Source organism: Alienimonas sp. DA493, assembly GCF_043951915.1.
Taxonomy (GTDB): Bacteria; Planctomycetota; Planctomycetia; order Planctomycetales; family Planctomycetaceae; genus Alienimonas.
This window is the reverse complement of record NZ_JBINJD010000062.1, coordinates 1-22,100: the sequence shown is the minus strand read 5'-3', so window position 1 is coordinate 22,100 and position 22,100 is coordinate 1. Positions and strand designations below refer to the sequence as shown.

Below are 22,100 nucleotides of genomic sequence, written 5' to 3'. Positions count from 1 at the left end.
AAGACGCGATTCCCCGGGGGTAGACTGCGGCTCGCCCGGGGCTGTGGCGGAACTGGCAGACGCGCCGGATTTAGGATCCGGTCTCTTCGGAGGTGCAGGTTCGAGTCCTGTCAGCCCCATTCCCCCTCTCCCCTCGTCGGCGACGGGCTTCCCGCCCGGCGCCGCGCCCCTCGTCGGAGTTCGCCCGCGTGTCCGTCGGTCCGATCACGCTGATCCTCAACGGGCGGGCGGCGGCGGACGAGCGGCTCCGCGAAGCCGTCGGCAGCCTGCGCAACGCCGGTTTCCAGGTGGACGTGCGGGCCTGCTGGGAGGACGGGGACCCGGCCCGCCACGCCCGGGAGGTCGCCCGGAGGCTCGCGGCGATGGAGGGCGTGGAAGCCGAGGCCGCCCGCAACTCCGTGCTCGTCGCCGCCGGCGGGGACGGCACGATCAACGAGGTCGCCGCCGCCCTCGTGGAGTGCGGCCAGGACTGCTCCGCCGGTCCCGGCGGCGTGGAGGTCGGCGGGCCGATCCTCGCGGTGGTGCCCTACGGCACCGCCAACGACTTCGCCACCGCCGCCGGCCTGCCGGTCGACGACCCGCCCCGCTGCCTGTTGCAGATCCCCGACCTCTCCTCGCACCGGGCGGACGTGGGCCGGCTCAACGGGCGGCCGTTCTTCAACGCCGCCAGCGCCGGCTACGCCGCCCGCGTCACCACCGAGGCCGACCCCACGGTCAAGAAGTTGCTCGGCGGGATGGCCTACTGGTGGACCGGGCTGAAAAACCTCGCCGACACCGCCGGCACGGAGGTCACCGTCACCGCCGACGACGATCGGTGGCACGGCCGGGTGCTCGCCGTGGTCGTGGGCAACGGCCGCTACGCCGGCGGCGGCATCGCCGTCACCCCGCACGCCCGCATCGACGACGGCAAACTGGAGGTGACGATCGTCCCGGAGGTCGGCATCTCCGGCTACAAGCACCTCTACGACGACCTCGTCGCGGTCGAGGAGGGACGCGACCCCACCGTCATCACCGTCGGCCGGGCGGAGAAGGTGACCATCGAGGCGGACGAGCCGATCCAGGTGAACCTCGACGGCGAACCGCTGACCGATCGCACGTTGAAGTTCGACGTGCTGCGGAACGCGATCCGGGTGCTGCTCCCCGCCACCTCCCCGCTGCTGAGCCCCCCGCCGGTGAAGGACGCCGGCGACGAGTCGCACGACGCCGACGAGTCGCCCGCCGACGGGTCGCACGGTGACGGGCCGGGCTGACCCCGTGCCGCCGACCGACGTCTGGGAGGAGTTCGCCGCGTTCGCGGACCGCCACTCGACGATCCTGTCGGTGCTGGCAGGCTTCAGTTTCGTTGCGTTCGTCGGCGGACTGCTCGCCCTGCCCTGGCTGGTCGCCGCCATTCCCGCGAACTATTTCGTCGGCGAACGCCGCCCCGCGCCGGTCTCCCGCCGCACCGGCCGGCCGCGTCACCCCGTCGTCGTGTGGACCGGCCGGGTCGGGAAGAACGTGGTCGGGGGGACGTTGATCCTCGCCGGCGTCGCGATGCTCGTGCTGCCCGGTCAGGGCGTGCTGACGATTCTCGCCGGCGTCGTCCTCACCGACCTGCCGGGCAAGCGGCGGTTGGAACGGACGATCGTCCGCCGCCCGCTCGTGCTGCGGGCGCTCAATTCCCTGCGGAAACGCCGCGGGGCCGAACCGCTCCGGGTCGACTGACCGCCGCCGACGCCGGCCTCGGCAACCCGAGGTCGCGGCCCTGGGTGCTCAATACCGCATCAGCAGCGAGGCGAACCAGCCGCCGCGGTTCTCGTCGCCCAGGTTCAGCTTGTCATAGCCGGTGCGCAGCTCCGCGAAGCCGAGAACCCATCCGCCTTCCAACCGCCAGCGGAACAGTTCGTCCCCCTCGATCGCCCCGTAATCGAACTCGAAGCCGGCGGTCGCGGGGCCGAGCAGGTTGGCGTCGAGGGCGATCGTCGCCTGCGGGCCGAACGCGCTCTCGCCGGCGTCGTCGCGCACCCAGGCGGCCCCCAGCCCGGTGCGCATCGTGCCCCGCGGGTGGCTGACGACCTGCGCGACGACGTTCGCGTCGCCGGTGTAGTACTTGCCGCCGAAGCGTTCGCCGGGCGCCCGGGGATCGTCGGAGTCCCAGACGTACGCCTCCGCGTCCACGGCCGCCCGCAGCCAAGTGGTCGCCACGAGTTGCCCGCCGAAGCGGGTGGTGTCGTCGAAGTCCGACCAGGCGTCGAACCGCAGCCGCCCCCGGCTGGCGAGGGCCCGCCCCAGCAGGGACGTTTCCGTGAGGACCAACTCCCCCCGGTCCGGCGCCAGCAGGGAGACCACGTCGTCGTCGGCCGCCGCGTTCGCGTCAAACACGCCGGGCCGCCAGTCGAAGAGAAGCCCGTCCCGCTCCGGAGCGGACTCGCTGAGTTCGGGCGCCGGGGGCGACAGCAGGGCAAACGGCAGGTCGACGGTCCACGGTTCCTCCGCCGCGTCGCGGGTTCCGACCCCCTCCGCCAGCGCCCGCAGGTCGACCGCCGGCCCCGCCTCCCCCGCCCGGACCGGGGGCGCGTCGCTCCACAGCAGGGCCGCACAGGCCGCCACGAGGAAGGCCGGCGGGGGCGGGCGCAGAGGGATCGGGCGGGTCTCCGGGGGAACGAACCGGTCGGCCGGGCACCCTAGGACGAACCCTTCCGCCGCGCACAGAGCAACCGGCGCCCCGGGGCGACCGGGCGTCGCCGGCGCGGTCGACCGGCAGGTGGGCGAAGGGGTTGCGGGGGGCGAACCGTCCGCGGGCGGGGGTGAGGGCGCCGCCCACATCGCCGCGGCCGCGGCGAACGGCGCCGCGCCGGGGGGTGTCGGGGGCGTACACTGGGAACGGGCGGCGAGCCCGCTCGCCGCCCGCCCCCGCCGACCTCCCCGACAAAGGGCCCGGATGCTGTTGCAAAGCTGGCTGGATCGTCTGCGGCAAGACTTCGTTCGTTACGCCCCGGATTGGGCGGACGCGACGGGGTTCGGCCGAACCCTGGAACCCGCCGTGGTCCCCGTGTGGAGCGGCGCCCCCGGCGACGTTCGCCGCCGCGGCGGGCGTCGCGCCCGCCGCCGGGCCTCCGCGCAACCGGCCGGCCCGCCGGAGTGGGGGCCGCGACAGCGCCTCGCCTGACGCCCCCCCCGACGCCGCCCGGCCGGTCGCAGAACCGACGGGCGGTTCCTCGCATCGCGTCGGTTCTGCGGCCCGGGCGCCCCCGCGGCGGCCCGTCCGCCCGGGTTGCGTCGCAGGACCGACCGGCGGCGGGTCGATGAGACGGAGGTCCCGTCCGGTCCGTGAGGCGCCCGCCCGTGTTCGTCGATCGTCCGTCGACCGACCGCCGAACCGTCCCGCGCCGCGTGCCCGTCCGGCCGACCGGCGCCCCCCCGGAGGCGTTCCCCCGCCCGCTGCTGCGAACCGCGAAGGCCGCGTTGGCGACCGGCGCCGCCGTCGCCGGCACGCTGGCGGTTCTGCCCTCCCCGCCGGCCTCGGAGCAGTTCCAGGTCGCCTTCGCCGACTGGCGCCGCGGCGGGGCGTGGTACGTCGACGACGGCAGCGGCCGACCGACGCCCCCCGCCGACGCGTTTTCCCCGGCGGCGCCCCCCCCGGTCGGACCGGCGCCGGTCGCTCCCCTGATGATTGCGGAGGCGGACGCCGCCCCGCCGACGCGCGTCGAGCCGGTCGGCCGGCTCGCCCGCCTGCCGGAGGCCGTCGGCGGCCGGATGACAGACGTCGCGCCGGCCCCCTTCTCCTCCGCCCGGCCGCGGGCCGAGCAGACCGATGCTGTCGGAGCCGCCCCGCCGCGCGACGACCGGGCCGCCCTCGGGCCGCTGGCGCCGCCGCCGACCTTCGCCGACACCCCCGCGGACGACGAACCGGTCGCCTGGCCGACCGAGTTTCCCCGGCTCTCCCCGCACCCGGCGGACGCCGACGCGGAGGACCGACAAACTCGCCGGGAGATCCTGGAGGAACTCCGCGGGCTGCGGGAGGAAGTCCGCGGACTGACGGAGCGTTGGCGTCAACTCCGCGGGACTCTTGCCGACTCCCCGGCGGGAGTCGGGGCGGAGGCCCCTTAGAGTCCTAGGGAGTCTTTGGGGCGTACCGCTCGATGTAGGGGCGGTACTCCGGCCGCGTCCGCCACTCGGCGAGATACGGGGCGTACTCCGGCAAAGCGGGCCAATGCCGATCCTTCGTTCGGGCCGGCACGGCGTCCGGGCCGTAATCCGCCCCGGCGGCGCTGGCGTCCACCGCCGCGAACCACTCCTCGAACGCATCCGCCAATCGGGCGACCTCCGCCGGGCGTTCGGCGGCGAGGTTCCGCTCTTCGCCGGGATCGGTCGCCAGGTCGTACAACTCCCAGCGGCGGTCGCGGTCGGCGGGTCGATTGCGGCGGGAGGCGAGCAGCTTCAGGTCGCCGTCCACCCAGGCGACGGAGCCCCGCTGCCGGAAGCCCAGCGGGTTCGGCCGCTCCCAGTGCGGGGCCGCCCCGGTCAGCAACGGGAGGAGGTTCACGCCGTCCAGCGGGCGGTCCGGCGGGGCGACGCCGGCCGCGGAGCAGACGGTGGGCAGGATGTCGCTGGTGACGGTCAGGGCGTCGGAGACGCGGCCCGGTTCGATCGCCGCCGGCCACTCCACGATCGCCGGCACCCGCAGGCCGCCCTCGTAGATCGTGCCCTTGTTCCCCCGCAGCGGCGCGACGGTGGAAGGTTCGATCCGCGGCAGCCCGCCGTTGTCGCTGCAAAACCAAAGCAGCGTGTCCTCCGCGACCCCCGCCTCCCGCAGCCCGGCCCGCAGGGCGCCGACGCTGCGGTCCATCGCGGCGATCTCGCCGTGGTGGTTCCGCGAGCCCTTCTCCAGATCGGCGAACGAGGCGGCGTCCTCTTCGCTCGCCTCGAACGGGCTGTGCGGGGAGCCGTACCAGACGACGGCGAAGAACGGTTCGTCCGCCGCGGCTTTCTCGCGAATAAACGTCAGGGCTTCCTCGACGATAATCTCCGAGGAGTCGCCGGAGAATTGCTCGAACTTGCCGCCGCGGCTCATCAGCGGGTCGCGGTCGAAGAAGTTGGTGACGCTGACCCACGTGTCGAAGCCGAACGGGCCGGGACCGAGCGGGTCGTCCTTTAGAATGGGCACGCCGGGGCCGCGGAGGCCGTTGAGGTGCCACTTGCCGAAGTGCCCGGTGGCGTAGCCGGCGTCCCGCAGGAGTTGGGCGAGGGTGATCTCGTTGGGGTTGAGCGGGTAGCCGTGCTCCTGCACGCCGGTGCGGTCGTTGGTGCGGCCGGTGAGCACGCTGGCCCGGGTCGGGGAGCAGGTGAACGCCGCGGAGCGGAAGCCGTCCAGCCGCAACCCGTGGGCGGCCATGGCGTTGAGGTGGGGCGTCTCGAGGACCGGGTGCGGTTGGTCCCGCGGGCCGATCGGGTAGCCGACCTGGGCGAAGCCGAGGTCGTCGGCCATCACCAGCACGACGCCCCGCGGCGGCTCGACCGGGGCGCCGTCGGGAACGGCCAGGGACGACGCGAAGACGCAGGCGGCGAGGAGGACGGCGGAACTCATCAAGCGACTCCGAAACGTGCGGACGGGGCGATGCTACCGCCGCCCGCGGTTCTTCGCCGCCCCGTAGGGACTCCGCGGCGAATGGGTTATGACGCCGCCATGCCCGACGCGTCCGCCCCCGCCGTCCCGACGCCCCCCGCCCCGCGGGCCGTCGCCCCCTCGCCGGAACGCCCGGGGGACGGGACCTCCCACGCCGGGCCGCCGCTGACCGACCCGGTAACGGCCCACCTGCGGACGGATTACGCCCGGTTGCCGGCCGACGGCACCGTGGGCGAGGCGTTGGCGGCGGTGCGGAAGACCCCGCCGAAGCACACCGTCATCTACTTCTACGCGGTGCGTGGGGACGGGACGCTCGCCGGGGTGGTGCCGACCCGGCGACTGATCCTCGCCGAGCCGGAGACGCCGCTGATGGACGTGGCGATCCTCAACCCGGTCGCCATCCCCGCGGCGGCCACCGTGGAGGACGCCTGCGAGTTCTTCATCCTCCATCGCCTGCTGGCGTTCCCGGTCGTCGACGCGGACGGCGTGCTGCTGGGAGTGATTGACGTCAGCCTCTACACGAACGAACTGGTCGACCTCGCCGACGGCGACGCCAAGGCGTTAACGGGCGATCTGTTCCAACTGGCCGGCGTTCATCTGGAGGACGTCCGCAGCGGCGAGCGGGCCGGCGGGCCCGCGGCGGCGCTCTCCCCGCTGAAGACCCGCTTCCCCTGGCTGCTGACGAACGTCGCCGGCGGGTTGGCGGCGGCGTTCCTGACGGGGCTGTTCGAGGCGGAACTGCAACAAGCCGTCGCCCTGGCCCTGTTCATCCCGGTCGTGCTGGCGTTGGCCGAGAGCGTGGCGATCCAATCCGTGAGCCTCTCCCTGACGGCCCTGCGGAGCGGGCGGCCGGGTTGGGGGGCGGTGTTCCGGCGGACGCGTTCCGAGGCGGCCGGCGGGCTGGTGCTGGGCGTCGCCTGCGGACTGCTGATCGCCGGCGCCGGGGCGCTCTGGCTAGGGCCGGGCGACGTGACCTGGTGCCTGTTGGGCGGGGTCGCCGGCGGGGTGACCTGGGCCGCCGCGGTCGGGGCGGCGGTCCCGAACCTGCTCCGCCGCGTTCACCCGGACCCCCACGTCGCCAGCGGCCCGATCGCGTTGGCCGCCACGGACCTGGGCGCCCTGACGATCTACCTGTCGCTCGCCCGCGCGATGCTGTAGCGGAAACGCCGTCTGAACGCCCCAAAAGAAAAGCGTCCCGGACCCTCGGAGGGTCCGGGACGCCTTGTATTGCGTTCGCGGGTGAACGGCCCCTCCCTCACGGTCGGGGCTCGGGAACGTTGCGATCAGCTCTCCGCCTTTTCCTCCGGGGCGGCTTCGCGGCTGGCGTCGTCCCAGGCGGCGGAGACCTCCGGGTTGGGGGTCGCGTCGCCCTCGGCTTCGCCGCGGATCCAGCGGAGGGAGGCGAGGATCGAATCCAGGAACGGCTGCTTCGTCCAGGTGTCCTCGCGGTGGCCGAGGTTGTTGTAGAACACTTTGCCCTGCCCCCACTCCCGCACCCAGATCACCGGGACGTGGTAGGGCTTTTTCAAGTCGGTGTTCGCCATGTCGATGCTGGCCAGCACGCGGACGGCGGCCGGGTCGTGGTTGCGGTACTGGTAGATCTCGTCCGTCCAGGTGAAGCCGTCCGGCCGGGCGTCGCTGGCGACCAGTTCCTTCACCCCGGGGAAGTCCGGGACGTGAGCCTTGAACGTCACGGTGCTGCCGGCGCCCCAGGGGTGGCCGGCGAAGCGGCCGTTGATGAAGCTGCGGTAGGCCTCGTTGTCGCTCAAGGTGTCCGTGGCGCTGTGGAAGCCCAGGAAGCCGTGCCCCGGCTGTTTGAGCCAGTCGTTGAGGAAGTAGTCCAGGTCCTCCTCCGCGATCGGCAGCATCCCGGTCGTGTAGAAGGCGACCACGTCGTAGTTCTGCAGGTTCTCCTTGGTGAGATCCGCGGCCACGTCCTGCGTGAGGTCCACGGTGAACAGCCCGCTCTGCTGGGCGAGCTGCTTCATGGCGATCTCCGCCGGCGCCAACTCGCGTCCGGGCTTGTCGCGGTCGACGCTGCCGTGCTTGAAGCCCGCGGACTGCGTGACGAACAGGATGCGGGTCGGTTTGTCAGCGCCCTTCTCGTGATGATCGGCGAAGGCGGACGCGGCCGGGGCCGCAGCGAGAACGGCCGCGGCGAGCGCGACGAGGAAGGTTCGGCGGGTCATGGGCGAGTCTGGGGGATGGGTTCGGCCGCACGGGGCCGGAGGGGGGCGGGGCGGAGAACGCGGCCCCGGCGGAGCCGCGGGACGTGGTAGGGTACGGCGTTCAACTCAGCGCTCGCCACGGTGTCATGTCGCGCCCGTCCCCGGACTCCGCCGAACCCGCAGACCGCCTGCTGCACGCCGGCAAACACCTGGAACTGCGGACGAAGGGCACGTGGGAATACGCCCACCGCCCGAACGCGACGGCGATCGTCGCCCTGTTCGCCGTGCACAAGGGCCATCTGATCTGCGTGGAGCAGGAGCGCCCGCCGGTGGGCGTCTGCGTGCTGGAGGTCCCCGCCGGACTGGTCGGCGATACCGTCGACGGCGACGTGCCCGCCGACGCCGCCGCCCGGGAACTGGAGGAGGAAACCGGCTACCGGGCCGAAGCGCTGGAACAGGTGACGGTCGGCCCGCCCAGCGCCGGGCTGTCCGACGAGGTGGTGCACTTCTTCAAGGCGACGGGCCTGACCCGCGTCGGCGACGGCGGCGGGGTGGACGGCGAGGAGATCACCGTGCACCGGATCCCGCTGGCCTGCGCCGAAGCCTGGATCAGCGGCTGGGCCGCCACCGACGACCGCCTCGTCGACCCGAAGGTTTGGGCGGCCCTGTGGTTCCTGCGGGACGAGGTCGAGCAGGCGAGCAAGGAGAACTGAGGCGAACAAAGGCGAGCGGGGGCGTGAGCCCGCCGTGTGATCGCTCCCGTCCGAACGCACAGGGGGCTTACGCCCCCCGCTCGCCTCGGATTACGTCAGCTCCGCCCGCTTGTCGGCGATGAGTTTGATGAGGTCCCTCTGCGGCTCGGCGAACTTCCGCAGGCCCTCCTCCATCAACGCCGCGTGCATCGCGGCGGCGTCGACCTTGGCGTCGATCTCGTCCTGCACGGCTTGCGGGGGCAGCTGGTCGACGGTGCGGGTGAAGGTCTTGTCCATCTCCCGCAGGGCGTCGTTGGTGCTGGGCGGGTTCGTCTGGATGTCGCTGCCGGCCAGGGCGGCGACGTATTTCTCCGGCGGGTCGCCCTCCAACTTCGCCCCGGTGCTGGCGAAGATCATCTCCTGGGCCAACGGCAGTTTGCGGCCGGCCCAGAAGTCGCAGTTCTCCCGCCAGATCCGCTTGGCGTTCAACAGGCCGACCTGCCCCTGGGCGGCGGGCGAGAGGTCCACGTTCTTGCTGGTGTAGACGTCGATCCGGGAGACGAAGATCGAATACACGCTCTTGAAGCCCTGCAGCGAGGCCCGCTTCTTCGCCCCCTTCCACACGGCGTCGCGGGCGGCCCGGTACTGGTCGTCGCTGAACAGCAGCGTGATGTTCAGCGTTACCCCGGCGGCGGCCAGTTCCTCCAGGGCCGCGATCCCGGCGGGGGTGCCGGGGACCTTGATCATCCGGTTCTTGTGCCCCTCGGCGTACCGCTTGCCGAGTTCGACGTACTTCGCCGTCCGGTCGGCTTCCGGAATGCTGTCGACGGTGTCCTCCAGCAGCGGGTCCAATTCGAAGCTGACCCAGCCGGTCTCCCCGCCGCTGCTCTCCCAGATGGGGAGGAACTTCTTCTGAGCGTCCGCGACGAGCTTGTCGCACAGGGCCCAGGCGATTTCAGAGTCGTCCTTCCCCTCGCGGGCGAGGCGCTTGATTTCGTCGTCAAACCCGCCCTTGGCGATGATCCCGCCGATAATCACGGGGTTCGACGTGGCCCCCACGGCCCCGTCCTCCAGGGCCTGATCGACCTCCTTGGGGTCCACGCTGTCCAGGTACAGCTTCGTTCCGGTGGCGATGAGGCTTTGGAGCGCGGACATCGAAGGCAAGCTCGGGGAACGAGGACGCGGGTTGTGGTATCGTGCGAACATCCTAAAGGGCGTCGGCGTCCGTCACATCCGAAGACCCCCCGCCGCTGCTTGGTCGCCCGCCCCCAGTCGAGAGCAACCGTTTCATGTCCCCCGTTACGCAAATCGTCGCCCCCGGAATCCCGCTGCCGGGGGACGACATCGACACCGACCGCATCATCCCCGCCCGGTTCCTGCGGTGCGTGACGTTCGACGGCCTCGGCGATCACGCCTTCGAGGACGACCGGCAACAGGACCCGAACCACCCCTTCGACGACCCCAGGTTCGCCCCGGACGCCGACGGCGCCGGCGGGGTGCTGGTGACCGGCAATAACTTCGGCTGCGGGTCCAGCCGGGAGCACGCCCCCCAGAGCCTGATGCGCGCCGGGGTGAAGGCGATCGTCGCGGGCTCCTTCGCGGAGATCTTCGCCGGCAACTGCACCAACCTGGGCGTCGCCTGCGTCACCGCCGACCCGGCCGTGCGGGCCGAACTGATCCGCCTGATTCGGGCGAACCCGGACGCGGAACTCACCGTGGACCTGAAGGCGCTGACCGTCTCTCTCCGCGGGGAGCTGTTCCCGATCGCGATGGCCGACAGCGCCCGCGAGGCCCTGCTGACGGGGCAGTACGACTTCCTCGCCCAGCTGCTCGAAGCGGCGCCGGAGGTGAAGACCGCCGGGGAACGGGTCCCGTACCTGGCCGGCTTCCACGCCTGACCGCCCCGGGCAACGGCCCCGGCCGGCGGGGGGCGGCCCGCCGGTGGGCGGGCGCCCCGTCGGTGGATAGAACGGGGTCATGCACATCCTGTTGACGAACGACGACGGCGTCCACGCGGAAGGGCTGGCGACGCTCGCCGCAGCCGCGAGCCGCCACGCCGGGCCGAACGGCTCCGTGACGGTGGTCGCCCCCGACCGGGAGCACTCCGGCTGCGGGCACCGCGTGACCGTCGCGGACACCCTCACCCTCCGCCGCGAGGCGGACGGCCCGGAGGGACCGGGCGGCGTGCGGGTGCGGCGGTTCTCGCTGGACGGCACCCCGGCCGACTGCGTGCGGATCGGCCTGCACCACTTCGCCGACCTGCGGGAGCCCGGCGAGGCTGGCGGCCCGTTCGACTGGGTCCTCAGCGGGGTGAATCACGGCGGGAACCTCGGCGTGGACGTGTTCCTGTCCGGTACCGCCGCGGCGGCCCGGGAGGCGACTTTGGCCGGCGTGGCGTCGGCGGCCCTCAGCCGATTCCGGCGGGGCGGCGACGCCCCGTGGGAGGACTCCGTCGATCTGCTGGACCGCGTGCTGGCGGAGATCCTCGCCGAACCGCCCGGCCCCGGCGCCTACTGGAACGCGAACCTGCCGCACCCGCCGGACGTCCCCGCGGGCACGACGCCGCGGGTGGTTCGCTGTCATCCCGAAGCCGGCCCGCTGCCCGTGAATTTCCGGGCGGTCGAGGACGAGAGCACCGGCCCCCGAGCGGACGTCGCGGCGGGGGAGCCGGTCGCCCGCTACCGCTACCACGGCAGCTACCCGGACCGCCACGCCTCCGAGGGGTCGGACGTTTCCGTCTGCTTCGGCGGCGCCGCCGCTCTCTGCCGCCTGCCGCTGTTCCCGTAGGCCGCCCGGCGAGGGGGCCGCGGTCCGGCAGGCGTCGTCGCGTTCAGCGCGACGCGGGGCGGCCGCGGCCCTGCACGGGTTCCGCCCGATCGTCGGCTTCTCGAAGGGGCGGGCTGTCTGCGTCGGACGGTTCGTCAGCACGGGCGGCGCGCGACGGGAAGAACAGCCGGTCCACCCCCGCCCCGGCAGCGATGCCGACCGCGGCGTAGCCCCATGTGATCGCCCCGCGAACGGCGCCGAGTTCCGGGTTCAGGCCGACCGCCCCCCACGCCAGCGGGACCGCGGCGGCGGCGAACGCGAGGAACGTCGGCGGCGGCACCCGCGTGCGGAGCGCCCCGGCCCCGTAGAGCAGCGGCGCCGCGAAGGCGACGATCCCGCCGGCCGTCAGCCCGAGCGCCCCGGCGGACCAGCCCCACCAGGCGCCCGCCGTCGCCGCGATCAACACGAGGTTCAGCCGTTCGATTCGCCCCCGCAGCAGCGGGGCGGCGACCGCCCCCAGCGCCCCGCACAGCAGCGCCCCGACGACGACGTCCAGCGGCCCGGCGAGGTTCGGGACGAACCGGTACGCCCCCAGATCGACCCCGGCCCCGGCGCCCGCCAGCCGCCACGGCGGGCCGCCCCAGACCTCCGCCGCCCCGACCCGTAACCCCGGCCAGACCGCCGCGACCGCCGCGGGAACCAACAGGGCGAACAGCACGAACCGCCACGGCAGGCGGTGCCCGTCCAGCGCGATCAATCCGGCGCCCAGCAGCGTGACCGAGCCGAGGAACAGCCCCCCGCACAGGGCGACCCCGTCCGGCTCCAGCGAGCGCAAAAACAGCGTCCCCCCGCCGGCCCGGCCGACGTCGATCGGCAGGTTCGCCCCGCCCATCAGCACGACCTGCAGGGCGAGCAGCGCCAGCGCGGCCCCGCAGACGGCCTCCACGAGCGGGTAGCGGGCGGCGATCGGCAGCCCGCAGGCCCGGCAGCGGCCCCGCAGCCGCAGCCAGCCGAGCACCGGCAGGTTGTCCGTCGCCCGAATCGGCGTGCCGCAGCGGGGGCAGCGGCTCTTCGGCCGGGAGAGATTCATCCCCGCCGGCAGACGGTAGACGACGACGTTCAGAAAGCTGCCCACGCTCGCCCCCAGGGCGAACGACCACGCCACCACGAACGCCCGCAGCACGACCGTCAGCCACTCGCCCGTCGGCGCCGCCCAGTCGGACCAATCCACGAACCCCGGCGTCGGCATACGGGCGGCGGGCGGAACGGGAGCGACGGCGGACGAACGGGCGGCATCCTAGCCGGACGCCATCCTACTTCGCCCACTCGAACTTCGTCAGGCCCAGACGGCCGGCGGCGTTCTGCGCGTGGCCGACGGCCCGACGCACCGTCTTGTCCAACACCTCCCGCGAGGCCCCGTCCGCCCGCAGTTCGACCGCCTGCTCCAGGGTGTTGATCGCCCGGTCGATTTCGCCGCCGGCGGAGGCGTCCGGGGCGGCCTCGGTCTTGGCCCGCAGCGCCGGACGGGCAATTTCGAACTTGATCTTCCAGGCGGTCCACTCCTCTTCCGGGGCGTGGGCGACGTCCGTGAACTCGTTCATCAGGTCGTCCAACTGGTCGAACGCCTCCCGCCACTCGGCCCGGGTGGTCTGGCGTTCCCCGAAGGCGTGGTGCAGGCCCAGCGCCAGCGCCGGGATCGTCAGCACCGTGGCGAGCACGAGCACGTTCGGGTTCACGCCCTTGGCCGGGGCGGCCTCGGGGGCGGCCGGTCGGCGTTTCCGCCCCCGCCGCGGGGGGATCGGGCCGGCGGCGAGCGGTTCATCGTCGAAGTCGTCGTCGCAATCCTCGGCGTCGCCGACCCCGTGGGCCTTCAGCAGGTCCGCCGCCGCCCCGGCGGAGGCCGCCGCCGCGGGCTTGCGCACCGCCGGCGCCGGAGCCGGCCGCGGGCGTTTCTTGCGGGCCGGGGCCTGTTTCACCTCCGGCAACTGGAGGGCGTCGAGGAACTCGTCGTCCGAGCCGACGAGGGCCTCCGGCAGGTCGTCGTCATCGTCGTCGTCAAGCGACGCCGGCGCGGCCGCCCGCGTCGCGGCGACCCGGCGGGAGGAGAGCGGAATCGTCGGACGATCGGCGCCGCGGCTCCCGTCGGAGCGGGAGCGTTCGTAGCCCTCCGCAGCGGTTTCGGAGTCGAACGTCTGCAGATCGAACCCGGACAGCTCCATCAGCGACCCGGCCGATGCGCCGTAGGAGTCGGCGTCGTCCCGCCGGGCCAGGCGGGCGCCGTGGGGGCGGGAACTCATGCGAGAAATGCGTTGCGGGTGCGGGTTCCCCAGGGGCTCGTCCCTGGGGGCCGCAGGTTAGAACCGCCGCGGGCCCCCGGGAGCCCCGATCCGGCCTTCGCCGGCAGTCCTCACGGAAACTTCACCCCGCCGATCGCTCCCGCCGGCGAGCCGTCCCGGCGCCGCTCCCGAACCGGTCCGTCGCGGGACGGGTCCGGGCGGCGGGCGGTTTGTCGGCGGGACGGGGGACCGATACCGTCTCCCGTCCGTTTCCGCCCCGCCCTCGCCCCGCGTCCCCCGCCACCAGCCCGCGATGATCGTCGTTCTGAACCGCTCCGCCGCCCCGGGGGACGTCGACGCCGTCGCCGACCGCGTCGCCGCCCTCGGGATGACGGCCCACGTCATCAACGGCACCGAGCGGACCGTCGTCGCCGCGACCGGCTCCGAGGACGAGGCCAACCGTGAAACGCTGGCCAGCATGCGGGGCGTTGAGTCGGTCATGCCGATCCTCGCCCCCTACAAGGTCGCCAGCCTGGAGATGAAGGCGGAGCCCACCGCGGTGACGGTCGGCAGCCTGACGGTCGGCGGCGGGGTTTGCGGCGTGATCGCCGGCCCGTGCAGCGTGGAGAGCGAAGAGCAGATCATGGAGTCCGCCCGGGCCGTGAAGGCGGCCGGGGCCACGGCCCTCCGCGGCGGGGCGTTCAAACCCCGCACCAGCCCGTACGCCTTCCAGGGGATGAAAGAGGAGGGCCTCAAGCTGCTCGCCGCGGCCCGGGAGGAGACGGGGCTGGCCGTCGTCACCGAGGTGATGACCCCCACCGATGTGGAGCTGGTCGCCGACTACGCCGACGTGCTCCAGATCGGGGCCCGCAACATGCAGAACTACCGCCTGCTGGAAGCCTGCGGCGAATCGCCGGCGGCGGTGATGCTCAAGCGGGGCATGGCGTCCACGATGGACGAGTTCCTGTTGGCCGCCGAGTACGTCCTCAGCCGCGGGAACGAGCGGGTGATGCTGTGCGAACGCGGCGTGCGGACCTTCGAGTCCCACACCCGCTTCACCCTGCCGCTGGCGACCGTGCCCTACCTGCACGCCCGCACGCACCTGCCGATCGTCATCGACCCCAGCCACGGCACCGGCGTGGCGAGCCTCGTCCCGCCGATGATGCACGCGGCGATCGCCTGTCTGGCGGACGGGTTGATGGTCGAGGTGCACCCCGACCCGCCCAACGCCGCCAGCGACGGCCCGCAAAGCCTCACCCCGGAGGCCTTCGCCGAGGCGATGACCACCTGCGGCAAGGTCGCCGAGGCGGTGGGCCTGAAGATGGGCTGAGGCGAGCCTGCGTTCTCCCCTCTCCCCCGCGGGGAGAGGGGCCGGGGGTGAGGGGGTTTCAGCGCCCGCACGCCGGGCGCGATCATGCAGCCCTCGCTTCGTCCCTACCCGTCGCCGGTCGTGCGGGAACGGGTGAACCGTTCGTCACCCTCACCCCCAACCCCTCTCCCTCAAGGGAGAGGGGAGCCACGGCGTCGCCGCCCGAACCATGGCCCGCCCCCGCACCTTCGACGCCGACGCGGCTCTCGATGCGGCGCTGCGCGTGTTCTGGGCTCGGGGTTATCGCGGCGCCAGCCTGGAGGAACTCACGAGCGTCAGCGGCGGGTCGCGGCCGAGCCTGTACGCGGCCTTCGGCGACAAGCAGGGACTCTTCCACGCGGCGCTGGAGCGGTACGAGGAGCGGTTCGTCGCCCCGACGCTCGCCGCTCTCGACGACGAACCGAACGGCCGAACCGCGGTGCGGGCGTTTCTCGTCGCCTCCGCGGAGCGGTTCACCGACCCGGATCAGCCGCCCGGCTGCCTGATCGCCGCCCACGCGGCCGGCTTGGAGGAGGAACCCGGCGAGTCCGACGAAGCCGCGCAGCGGGCGATCGCCGCCGCGGACGCCCGGCTGTACGACCGACTGCGGGACCGGCTGATCCGGGCGAAATCCGACGGCGACCTGCCCGCGGGCGAACCGCCGAGGCCGCTGGCGGATCTGTACCACGGGGTCCGCTGCGCCCTCAGCACGCAGGCTCGGCTGGGCCGCAGCGAACGGGCGTTGCGGGCCGTGATCGACGCGGCCCTGCGGAGTTGGCCGGCCCCCGCCGTCCCGCCCCGGTAGGATGGGCGTGAGCCCGGAGCGCAAGCTCCGGCCGTCGGTTCAGCCCGACGGGAGCGGCCGCCCGCCCGAACAGACCCTTCCCCCCGACGACGCACGGCCGGAGCTTGCGCTCCGGGCTCAGATTGGTATGCCTCGGATTGTCTTAGCGATGAGCGGCGGCGTGGACAGCAGCGCCGCGGCCGTGTTGCTTCAGCGAGCGGGCTGGGAGGTGGTCGGTCTGTTCATGCGTAGCGGGGCGGAGGCGGAGGTTTGCGCGAACGACTCCCCGTTGACGGTGCTCCCCAGCGCCAAGGCTCACAAGCAGGGGTGCTGCTCAGCGAGCGACGCGGCGGACGCCCGGCGGGTTGCGGACCGGCTGGACATCCCCTTTCACGCGTTGAACTTCGCCGGGGAGTTCGGCCGCATCAAGGACTACTTCGCCGATGAGTACCTCGCCGGCCGTACGCCGAACCCCTGCGTGCAGTGCAACAACTGGCTGAAGTTCGGCCGGCTGCACGAGTTCGCCAAGTCGATCGGCGCCGAGGCCGTCGCCAGCGGGCACTACGCCCGGGTCGAGACCGCCGCCGACGGCCGGCCGGCGCTGCTCCGGGGCGTGGATCGGCGGAAGGATCAGAGCTACGTGCTGTTCGGCGTCTCCGGGGAGGCGCTGGCCGAGACCCGCTTCCCCTGCGGCGGGCTGACGAAGCCGGAGATTCGGGAACTCGCCGCCGAGGCCGGACTGCGGGTCGCGGACAAGCCGGATTCGCAGGAGATCTGCTTCGTGCCGGACAACGACTACGCCGGCTTCGTGAACCGGCACCGCGGCGCGCGGGAGACCGCCGGGGAATTCGTCGACCCGACCGGCGCCGCGATCGGGGAGCACCCGGGTTACGAACGCTTCACCGTCGGCCAGCGAAAGGGCCTCGGCATGGCCTTCGGGGAGCCGAAGTTCGTGCTGCGGATCGAACCGGACGAGCGCCGCGTCGTGCTCGGTTCCCGGGAGGACCTGCGGTGCGACGGGCTCACCGCCGATCGGGCGAACTGGCTGATCGACCGGCCGGCCGGGCCGCTGCGGTGCTTCGCCCAGATCCGCTACCAGCACCGGGCCGCGGCGTGCGAGGTAACGGCGGAGGGCGACGGCTTCACGGTCCGGTTCGAGGAGCCGCAGGAGGGCGTCGCCCCCGGACAGGCCTGCGTGCTGTACGGGGCGGAGGAGCCGGATCGGGTCCTCGGCGGGGGATGGATTCGGTCCGGTCTGCGGGCGGGTTGAGCCGCGCGGGCGGGGTTCGCGTTGTCCCCCGTGCATGAAGAACGCGATGATCGACGGCGTGTCCGCCGCCCCGCCCCCGACCGCCGCTCCGGCGCCGCCGCCCGCTCAGGGGGCTCACGCCCCCCGCTCGCAGGACGTGCCGGAGTTCCTGCCGCCGCCGGCGGACGACGTGCAGAGCGATCATTTCGATCTGCTGGACCCGGATCAGATCGTCAAAACGATCCGCCGGATCGAGGGCCGGATCGCGGATCGCTTTCCGAACGCCGGGCTGCGGCGGGTCTGCCGCAAGCTGCACAGCATCTCCGAGGGCGCCGGGGTGCGGTCGCAATCCTTCGGGCGGCCGATCCTCTGGCTGCGGGCGGTCGTCTGGCTGCTGGTGATCGGCGTGGCGCTGAGCCTGCTGGCCACCGTCGTGATGTTCGCCAAGCCGACGCCGGAGGAGTTGGGAATCGTGGACTTCGTCCAGGTGCTCGAAGCGGGCATCAACGACGTGGTGCTGATCGGCGCCGCCCTGCTGTTCCTCACCACGCTGGAGAACCGCATCAAGCGGCGGCAGGCGTTGGCGGCGCTGCACGAACTGCGGTCGATGGCTCATATCATCGACATGCACCAGCTCAATAAGGATCCTGAACGCATCCTGCACCCGGAGCTGATCCTGATGGAGCCGAACGGTCAGGAGGTCCGGCTGTCGGCGTTCGATCTGTGTCGCTACCTGGACTACTGCAGCGAGATGCTGAGCCTGATCGGCAAGGTCGCCGCCCTGTACGTGCAGCACTTCGACGACGCGTCCACGCTGTCGGCGGTGAACGAGGTGGAGAACCTCTGCAGCGGGCTGTCTCGCAAGATCTGGCAGAAGATCATGATCATCGAGGCGGCCATGCCGAAGGCGACGCAGCCCCCGATCGGTTAGCCGCGACCGGAGGGAGCGTGACGTTCTCCCCTCTCCCTCGAGGGAGAGGGGCCGGGGGTGAGGGTGACGAGCGGTTCACACGCCCCCGCTCTCTGCGGTGACGCTTTGAGGGGTAGGAGCGCGAGGCAGCCCCTGAACAGCATCCGGGCGCCGCCGCCCCCTCACCCCCGCCCCCGCTCCCCCAAAGGGGGCGAGGGGAGTGACGACTCACCTTCACGCGGCCCGGCGGCGTTGGCGGCGGGGGGCCTCGTCTTCGTCGTCCTCCTCGTCGCGGTCCCGGCCGACTTTGCCGGCGACGGCCTTGGCCTCTTTCGGCTCGCGGCTGAGCAGCGCCAGCGTGCCGGGGAGCAGGAACAGGCTGACGAACAGGCAACAGCCGATCCCCGTCACCAGCGTCACGCCGACGCTGAACAGCCCGCGGTGGCCAGCGATGCAGAGGCTGCCGAAGCCGACCATGCTGGTGAGGCTCGTCAGCACGATCGCCCCCGCCGTGCTGGCGCTGGGCTGATAGGCGTTGCGGGGGCCGACGCTGCCGGTGGCGAAGCGGTTGCGGAAGTCGTGCACCACGTGGACGCCGTCGTCCACGCCGATGCCCAGCACCAGCGGGAGCACGATCAGGTTCGTCGGGTTCAGCGGGATGCCGCACAGGGTGAGCACGCCGAAGGTCATCACCCCGCCGGCCAGCGGCGGCATCAGGGCCAGCATGGCGTCCCGCATGTTGGTGAAATCGAGGATCGCCCCGACCACCAACACCATCGCCACGTACCCCCCGGCGCAGAGGATCGGGTTCAGTTCGATCCCGCGGGTCAGCAGCGTCATCGCGGTGAAGCCGACGACCAACAGCGGCGGGAACAGCACCAGCAGTTTGTTCTCCTGGGCGAGGAAGTCGCTGAGCAGCACGAGGCTGACGATCGCGAGGGCGTACAGCGCCGCGGAGCGGTAGCTGTCCATGATCTGCCGGCCCGCCTCGTAGTTCTGCACCGGGGTGCCGGTGACTTCGGGGTCGACGGTCCGCAGGTCGCTGACGAACCGGCCCAGCGGGGCGAAGTCCCACACGTCCTGCTTCGGGAAGATCTGGAGCAGCCACTTGCCGTCCTCGGAGAGGTAGCGGCGACGCAGGACCGTGGGGATGTCCCGCAGCCCCAGCGGCGTGGAGTCGCTGCTGGCGATGGACAGCTCGCGGAACTCCCGCACCAGTTCGCCGGCGGCCCGCGTCTGGTAGCGGTCCAGCGCGACGACCTGTTTGTGCCCGGTCGATTCGCCCTCGCTGAGCTTCTCGAAGGAATCGGCGAAGCGGTCCAGCTTGTCGGCGAGCGGCTTGAGGTCCGCCCGGCCGCTGTCGAGGGCGACCTTGCGGAGCCGGTCCGTGCGGCGGCCGAAGTCCGCCGGGCGGGGCGCCGGCAGGTCGCTCACGCCGGCGTTCCGCGGCAGGGCCGCCAACTGACCCCGCACCCGGCTGATGCCGCGGCTGGTCTCGGAGCGGTCGCCGCCGGGCAGGCGCCGGGCGAGATCCTCCACCCGGGCGACGGTCGGCAGGGCCTCGAACTTCGAGGCCAGTTCCCGGGCTTCCTCGGCGCTGTCGGCCATGGCGACGGCGTACAGCAGGCTCGGCCCGCCGGCCTCCCGCAGCCGGGCCCGGCCGTCGGCGCTCTCCGCGTCCCCGGGCCGCAGGGCGAGCAGGTTGTGGTCGAAGTGCAGCTTGCTGCCGGCGCCGTGCTGGTCGATCCGCACGGCCTGCAGGCCGATGCCGATCACCGCGGCGAAGCCCAGCACGGTGACGATCGCCGGGAACCGGCTGGTGCCGGTCCGCAGCCAGCCGAAGCCGATCGGCTTGGGCAGCCGCTTCGCCGGGACGTGCTCGTCCGCCAGGGCGATCAGCGCCGGCAGGCACAGGAACGTCGCCAGGGCACACAGCAGCACCCCGCCGCCGGCGATGATGCCCAGTTCCGCGACGCCTAAAAAGCGGGTGAAGGTGGCGCAGAAGAAGGCCAGCGCCGTGGTCACCGCCGCGGTGGTGATGCCCACGCCCACCCCGGCGCTGGTCTCGCAGAGGGCGTCTTCGAGGTTCAGCCCCTCGGCCCGGTGCTGGAGGTAGCGGGCGAGGTAATGGATGCCGAAGTCGATCCCCAACCCGATCAGGATGACCGCGAAGGAGACGCTGAGGATGTTCAGGTGCCCGACGGCGAAGGTGGTGAACCCGAAGGCCCACGCCAGCCCCACGGCCAGCACGAACAGGGCCAGCACCGGGTGCTTCACGCCCCGGAAGCCGATGAGCAACAGCAGGCCGACGGCCCCGAAGGCCACGGCGCCGGCCCGCAGCATGTCCGCCCGGCCGCGGCGGACCTCGTCGATCTCCAGCGCCGGCACCCCCGTCACGGAGACCTTGATCGCCCCGCGGTCGTGCTCGACGGCCTTCGCCACGGCCCGCAGCCGGTCCAGCACCGCCTCCGGGTCCGCCGGGCCGTCCGCGGTGCGGGCCGGGGCCACGCGGAGCAGCCCCAGCGTGCCGGCGTCGTTGAGGAAGTAGGTGGCCCCCTCCAGTTGGCGGGCCATCGTGGCGGCGTTCTCCCCGCCCACGAGGCTCGGCCAGGGGGAGCGGAAGTCGTTGGGGTCGGCGACGTGCGCGGCGAGCCCGTCGGCGAGCCGCTCCGCCCGGCCGGCGACCTCCCGCACCTTGGCGTCCTGACCGCTCTTGAGCGCCTCGGCGAGCTTCACCGTCAGGTCGTGCACCTGCCAGTCGAGCCGGGCCCGGGTCGGATCCCCGCTGAGGATCGGCGACAGCTCCGCGACCCGTTCGGAGACTCGCTCCAGTTCCTCCGGGGAGAGGCTTTGCAGGCCCTTGCGGCGGCTGCGGGTCGTGTTGATGCGGGACAGGACGGAACCGAAGTATTTCGGCTCGCGGTTCAGCCGTTCGGCGAGGTCGTCGATCGCGGCCCGCACGCCGCCGGGGTTCTCGCTCTCGACGGCGACGACGAAGTCGTTCCCGTCGTCGAAGCGGGCGGTGTAGGCGTCCCAGTGGGCCCGGGTGGCGGCCCGGGGGTCGATCAGGTCGCCGCGTTCGCTGTGGAAGCCGAGGTAGCACAGCGTCAACCCCACGCTGGCGCCGGTGATCATCAGGACCGCCAGCAGCACGACCTTGGGCGCCGCGGCGACCGCGGCGGTGATCGTGCGAAGCGCGTCGGGCAGCACCGGCCCCCCGGCGTGGGCGGAGCCGCGATCCGGGCGGCGGTCGGTGCCGGAGGCTGACATGCGGCGGGGCGTCCTGCCCGAGGAGAGAAAAGCGCCGAACGGCGGGGGCGTCGTGCCCGAGTCGGGTGTTCGGCCCGCCGACCGGCCCCGCGTGAGCGGCCGGCGGGGCGCCCCGTCCGGCGGTCGAACCGGCAAACCTTGCCAAGCTTTCGTAACGCAGAGGCCCCGCGGTGCCTCTGCGCGAGCACAACTCCGTCGGCGCGCGAACCGATCTTTCCGTCCCGGCCCGGTTCCCGTATCTTCCCGCGGCCCCCGTCCGGCTCCCCCCGAGGAGCCGCCCCCCGCTCGCACGGATGCGATGTACAAGCTGCTCCTCTGCCTGCGGTATCTCCGCACCCGCTACATCGCGTTGGCGAGCATCATCTCGGTCACGCTAGGCGTGGCGACGATGATCGTGGTCAACTCCGTGATGGCCGGGTTCACCACGGAGATGAAGGACCGCATCCGCGGCCTGCTGGCCGACGTGGTCATCGAAACGCACAGTTTGCAGGGCCATGAGGACCCCGAGGGCCTCATCGCCCGCGCCATGGCCGCCGCCCCCGGCATGATCGAGGCGGCCACCCCGACGGTGGAGATGTACGCCGTCATGAGCTTCGACTACGGCGGCGAACCGATCCACCGCCCCGTGCAGCTGATCGGGATCGACCCCCGCGGCAAGAGCAAGGTCAGCCCGCTGAAGGCGAACCTCGTCAGCTATCAGCCGGTGATGAAGGACGGCAAGGTCGTCGAGCCGGCCGCCCGCAGCATGGAGGAGGAACTCAGCTGGAGCCTCACGCCGGAGGCGATGGAGCTTTGCCGGCGGATGCGCGATCTGGACGTGCTGCGGCACCGCCTCGCCAGCGCCCAGGCTCCCCAGGCCGCGGTCGTCCCCGCGGGGGGCGCCGCCCAGGACGAGGAATGGGGCGAGGGCAGCGACGAGTGGGACGGCGGCGAGGAGTGGGCCGGCGACAGCCAGCCGTACGCCCCCGACGCGAACGCCGGCGCCGGGCTGGTGCAGGATCCGTTCGCCCTGGTCGGCGGCGGCGCCGACGG

The 22,100-nt window shown here is 72.8% G+C and carries 20 protein-coding genes and 1 tRNA gene; 14 read left to right on the top strand and 7 right to left on the bottom strand.

Features of this window, described 5'->3' with window-relative positions; all coding sequences use genetic code 11:
- Nucleotides 1–37 precede the first annotated feature (37 nt).
- The 3 genes from ACG2DA_RS11320 to ACG2DA_RS11310 all read left to right on the top strand — a co-directional run bounded on the left by ACG2DA_RS11320 (nucleotide 38) and on the right by ACG2DA_RS11310 (nucleotide 1,704).
- A tRNA-Leu gene (locus ACG2DA_RS11320) sits at nucleotides 38–119 on the top strand.
- A 69-nt stretch (nucleotides 120–188) separates the two neighbouring features.
- The gene (locus tag ACG2DA_RS11315) at nucleotides 189–1,250 is read left to right on the top strand and encodes a YegS/Rv2252/BmrU family lipid kinase (RefSeq protein WP_395255769.1); all 1,062 of its coding nucleotides are present in this window, start codon (nucleotides 189–191) and stop codon (nucleotides 1,248–1,250) included.
- Nucleotides 1,251–1,254: 4 nt separating this feature from the next.
- On the top strand, nucleotides 1,255–1,704 hold the full coding sequence (locus ACG2DA_RS11310) for a PGPGW domain-containing protein (RefSeq protein ID WP_395255768.1): 450 nt from the start codon (nucleotides 1,255–1,257) through the stop codon (nucleotides 1,702–1,704).
- A 48-nt stretch (nucleotides 1,705–1,752) separates the two neighbouring features.
- Here ACG2DA_RS11310 and ACG2DA_RS11305 read toward each other — a convergent pair whose 3' ends face one another.
- Nucleotides 1,753–2,589: a hypothetical protein gene (locus tag ACG2DA_RS11305; protein ID WP_395255767.1), complete on the bottom strand. Its 837-nt coding sequence runs from the start codon at nucleotides 2,587–2,589 to the stop codon at nucleotides 1,753–1,755.
- Nucleotides 2,590–2,920: 331 nt separating this feature from the next.
- On the opposite strand from ACG2DA_RS11305, the gene ACG2DA_RS11300 reads away from it, so the two are divergent.
- Both ACG2DA_RS11300 and ACG2DA_RS11295 read left to right on the top strand, forming a co-directional pair.
- Nucleotides 2,921–3,148: a hypothetical protein gene (locus ACG2DA_RS11300; protein ID WP_395255766.1), complete on the top strand. Its 228-nt coding sequence runs from the start codon at nucleotides 2,921–2,923 to the stop codon at nucleotides 3,146–3,148.
- A gap of 224 nt (nucleotides 3,149–3,372) precedes the next feature.
- On the top strand, nucleotides 3,373–4,089 hold the full coding sequence (locus ACG2DA_RS11295; RefSeq protein WP_395255765.1) for a hypothetical protein: 717 nt from the start codon (nucleotides 3,373–3,375) through the stop codon (nucleotides 4,087–4,089).
- A 4-nt stretch (nucleotides 4,090–4,093) separates the two neighbouring features.
- Here the strand turns inward: ACG2DA_RS11295 and ACG2DA_RS11290 are convergent, their stop codons facing one another.
- Nucleotides 4,094–5,566: a sulfatase gene (locus tag ACG2DA_RS11290; RefSeq protein ID WP_395255764.1), complete on the bottom strand. Its 1,473-nt coding sequence runs from the start codon at nucleotides 5,564–5,566 to the stop codon at nucleotides 4,094–4,096.
- A gap of 99 nt (nucleotides 5,567–5,665) precedes the next feature.
- Here ACG2DA_RS11290 and ACG2DA_RS11285 point away from each other — a divergent pair, with 99 nt between their 5' ends.
- Complete coding sequence (locus tag ACG2DA_RS11285) at nucleotides 5,666–6,763, top strand: magnesium transporter (RefSeq protein ID WP_395255763.1); 1,098 nt, start codon at nucleotides 5,666–5,668, stop codon at nucleotides 6,761–6,763.
- 125 nt (nucleotides 6,764–6,888) lie between these two features.
- On the opposite strand, the gene ACG2DA_RS11280 is transcribed toward ACG2DA_RS11285, so the two are convergent.
- The gene (locus ACG2DA_RS11280) at nucleotides 6,889–7,794 is read right to left on the bottom strand and encodes a ThuA domain-containing protein (RefSeq protein WP_395255761.1); all 906 of its coding nucleotides are present in this window, start codon (nucleotides 7,792–7,794) and stop codon (nucleotides 6,889–6,891) included.
- Nucleotides 7,795–7,919: 125 nt separating this feature from the next.
- On the opposite strand from ACG2DA_RS11280, the gene ACG2DA_RS11275 reads away from it, so the two are divergent.
- Nucleotides 7,920–8,486: an NUDIX hydrolase gene (locus ACG2DA_RS11275; RefSeq protein ID WP_395255759.1), complete on the top strand. Its 567-nt coding sequence runs from the start codon at nucleotides 7,920–7,922 to the stop codon at nucleotides 8,484–8,486.
- A gap of 90 nt (nucleotides 8,487–8,576) precedes the next feature.
- Here ACG2DA_RS11275 and ACG2DA_RS11270 read toward each other — a convergent pair whose 3' ends face one another.
- Entirely contained in the window at nucleotides 8,577–9,620 is a 1,044-nt protein-coding gene (locus tag ACG2DA_RS11270; RefSeq protein ID WP_395255758.1) for a transaldolase family protein, read from the bottom strand.
- 134 nt (nucleotides 9,621–9,754) lie between these two features.
- Here ACG2DA_RS11270 and ACG2DA_RS11265 point away from each other — a divergent pair, with 134 nt between their 5' ends.
- Both ACG2DA_RS11265 and surE read left to right on the top strand, forming a co-directional pair.
- Nucleotides 9,755–10,363: a 3-isopropylmalate dehydratase small subunit gene (locus ACG2DA_RS11265; protein ID WP_395255756.1), complete on the top strand. Its 609-nt coding sequence runs from the start codon at nucleotides 9,755–9,757 to the stop codon at nucleotides 10,361–10,363.
- A gap of 79 nt (nucleotides 10,364–10,442) precedes the next feature.
- Entirely contained in the window at nucleotides 10,443–11,252 is an 810-nt protein-coding gene (gene surE, locus ACG2DA_RS11260) for a 5'/3'-nucleotidase SurE (protein ID WP_395255754.1), read from the top strand.
- Nucleotides 11,253–11,295: 43 nt separating this feature from the next.
- Here the strand turns inward: surE and ACG2DA_RS11255 are convergent, their stop codons facing one another.
- Nucleotides 11,296–12,480 (bottom strand): prepilin peptidase, encoded by a 1,185-nt coding sequence (locus ACG2DA_RS11255; protein WP_395255752.1) that lies wholly within the window; start codon nucleotides 12,478–12,480, stop codon nucleotides 11,296–11,298.
- 64 nt (nucleotides 12,481–12,544) lie between these two features.
- Nucleotides 12,545–13,528: a hypothetical protein gene (locus ACG2DA_RS11250; protein ID WP_395255751.1), complete on the bottom strand. Its 984-nt coding sequence runs from the start codon at nucleotides 13,526–13,528 to the stop codon at nucleotides 12,545–12,547.
- A 292-nt stretch (nucleotides 13,529–13,820) separates the two neighbouring features.
- On the opposite strand from ACG2DA_RS11250, the gene aroF reads away from it, so the two are divergent.
- From aroF to ACG2DA_RS11230, 4 genes are all read left to right on the top strand, one after another.
- A complete protein-coding gene (gene aroF, locus ACG2DA_RS11245; RefSeq protein WP_395255750.1) occupies nucleotides 13,821–14,837 on the top strand; it encodes a 3-deoxy-7-phosphoheptulonate synthase in 1,017 nt (338 codons plus the stop codon).
- A 208-nt stretch (nucleotides 14,838–15,045) separates the two neighbouring features.
- Nucleotides 15,046–15,660 (top strand): TetR/AcrR family transcriptional regulator, encoded by a 615-nt coding sequence (locus ACG2DA_RS11240; RefSeq protein WP_395255748.1) that lies wholly within the window; start codon nucleotides 15,046–15,048, stop codon nucleotides 15,658–15,660.
- Nucleotides 15,661–15,787: 127 nt separating this feature from the next.
- A complete protein-coding gene (gene mnmA, locus ACG2DA_RS11235) occupies nucleotides 15,788–16,909 on the top strand; it encodes a tRNA 2-thiouridine(34) synthase MnmA (RefSeq protein WP_395255747.1) in 1,122 nt (373 codons plus the stop codon).
- Between the two features lie 34 nt (nucleotides 16,910–16,943).
- A complete protein-coding gene (locus tag ACG2DA_RS11230; RefSeq protein WP_395255745.1) occupies nucleotides 16,944–17,819 on the top strand; it encodes a hypothetical protein in 876 nt (291 codons plus the stop codon).
- 213 nt (nucleotides 17,820–18,032) lie between these two features.
- Here the strand turns inward: ACG2DA_RS11230 and ACG2DA_RS11225 are convergent, their stop codons facing one another.
- Complete coding sequence (locus tag ACG2DA_RS11225) at nucleotides 18,033–21,068, bottom strand: MMPL family transporter (protein ID WP_395255743.1); 3,036 nt, start codon at nucleotides 21,066–21,068, stop codon at nucleotides 18,033–18,035.
- Between the two features lie 298 nt (nucleotides 21,069–21,366).
- Here ACG2DA_RS11225 and ACG2DA_RS11220 point away from each other — a divergent pair.
- Nucleotides 21,367–22,100 (top strand): ABC transporter permease (locus ACG2DA_RS11220; RefSeq protein ID WP_395255741.1); only part of this gene is annotated, 734 nt, incomplete at its 3' end.

What these genes read in the sequence shown, in the direction of transcription:
- ACG2DA_RS11300 (WP_395255766.1), top strand. Translation starts at nt 2,921, where the DNA reads ATGCTGTTGCAAAGCTGGCTGGATCGTCTGCGGCAAGACTTCGTTCGT.
- ACG2DA_RS11290 (WP_395255764.1), bottom strand. Translation starts at nt 5,566, where the DNA reads ATGAGTTCCGCCGTCCTCCTCGCCGCCTGCGTCTTCGCGTCGTCCCTG.
- ACG2DA_RS11285 (WP_395255763.1), top strand. Translation starts at nt 5,666, where the DNA reads ATGCCCGACGCGTCCGCCCCCGCCGTCCCGACGCCCCCCGCCCCGCGG.
- ACG2DA_RS11280 (WP_395255761.1), bottom strand. Translation starts at nt 7,794, where the DNA reads ATGACCCGCCGAACCTTCCTCGTCGCGCTCGCCGCGGCCGTTCTCGCT.
- ACG2DA_RS11275 (WP_395255759.1), top strand. Translation starts at nt 7,920, where the DNA reads ATGTCGCGCCCGTCCCCGGACTCCGCCGAACCCGCAGACCGCCTGCTG.
- ACG2DA_RS11270 (WP_395255758.1), bottom strand. Translation starts at nt 9,620, where the DNA reads ATGTCCGCGCTCCAAAGCCTCATCGCCACCGGAACGAAGCTGTACCTG.
- ACG2DA_RS11265 (WP_395255756.1), top strand. Translation starts at nt 9,755, where the DNA reads ATGTCCCCCGTTACGCAAATCGTCGCCCCCGGAATCCCGCTGCCGGGG.
- surE (WP_395255754.1), top strand. Translation starts at nt 10,443, where the DNA reads ATGCACATCCTGTTGACGAACGACGACGGCGTCCACGCGGAAGGGCTG.
- ACG2DA_RS11255 (WP_395255752.1), bottom strand. Translation starts at nt 12,480, where the DNA reads ATGCCGACGCCGGGGTTCGTGGATTGGTCCGACTGGGCGGCGCCGACG.
- ACG2DA_RS11250 (WP_395255751.1), bottom strand. Translation starts at nt 13,528, where the DNA reads ATGAGTTCCCGCCCCCACGGCGCCCGCCTGGCCCGGCGGGACGACGCC.
- aroF (WP_395255750.1), top strand. Translation starts at nt 13,821, where the DNA reads ATGATCGTCGTTCTGAACCGCTCCGCCGCCCCGGGGGACGTCGACGCC.
- ACG2DA_RS11240 (WP_395255748.1), top strand. Translation starts at nt 15,046, where the DNA reads ATGGCCCGCCCCCGCACCTTCGACGCCGACGCGGCTCTCGATGCGGCG.
- mnmA (WP_395255747.1), top strand. Translation starts at nt 15,788, where the DNA reads ATGCCTCGGATTGTCTTAGCGATGAGCGGCGGCGTGGACAGCAGCGCC.
- ACG2DA_RS11230 (WP_395255745.1), top strand. Translation starts at nt 16,944, where the DNA reads ATGAAGAACGCGATGATCGACGGCGTGTCCGCCGCCCCGCCCCCGACC.
- ACG2DA_RS11225 (WP_395255743.1), bottom strand. Translation starts at nt 21,068, where the DNA reads ATGTCAGCCTCCGGCACCGACCGCCGCCCGGATCGCGGCTCCGCCCAC.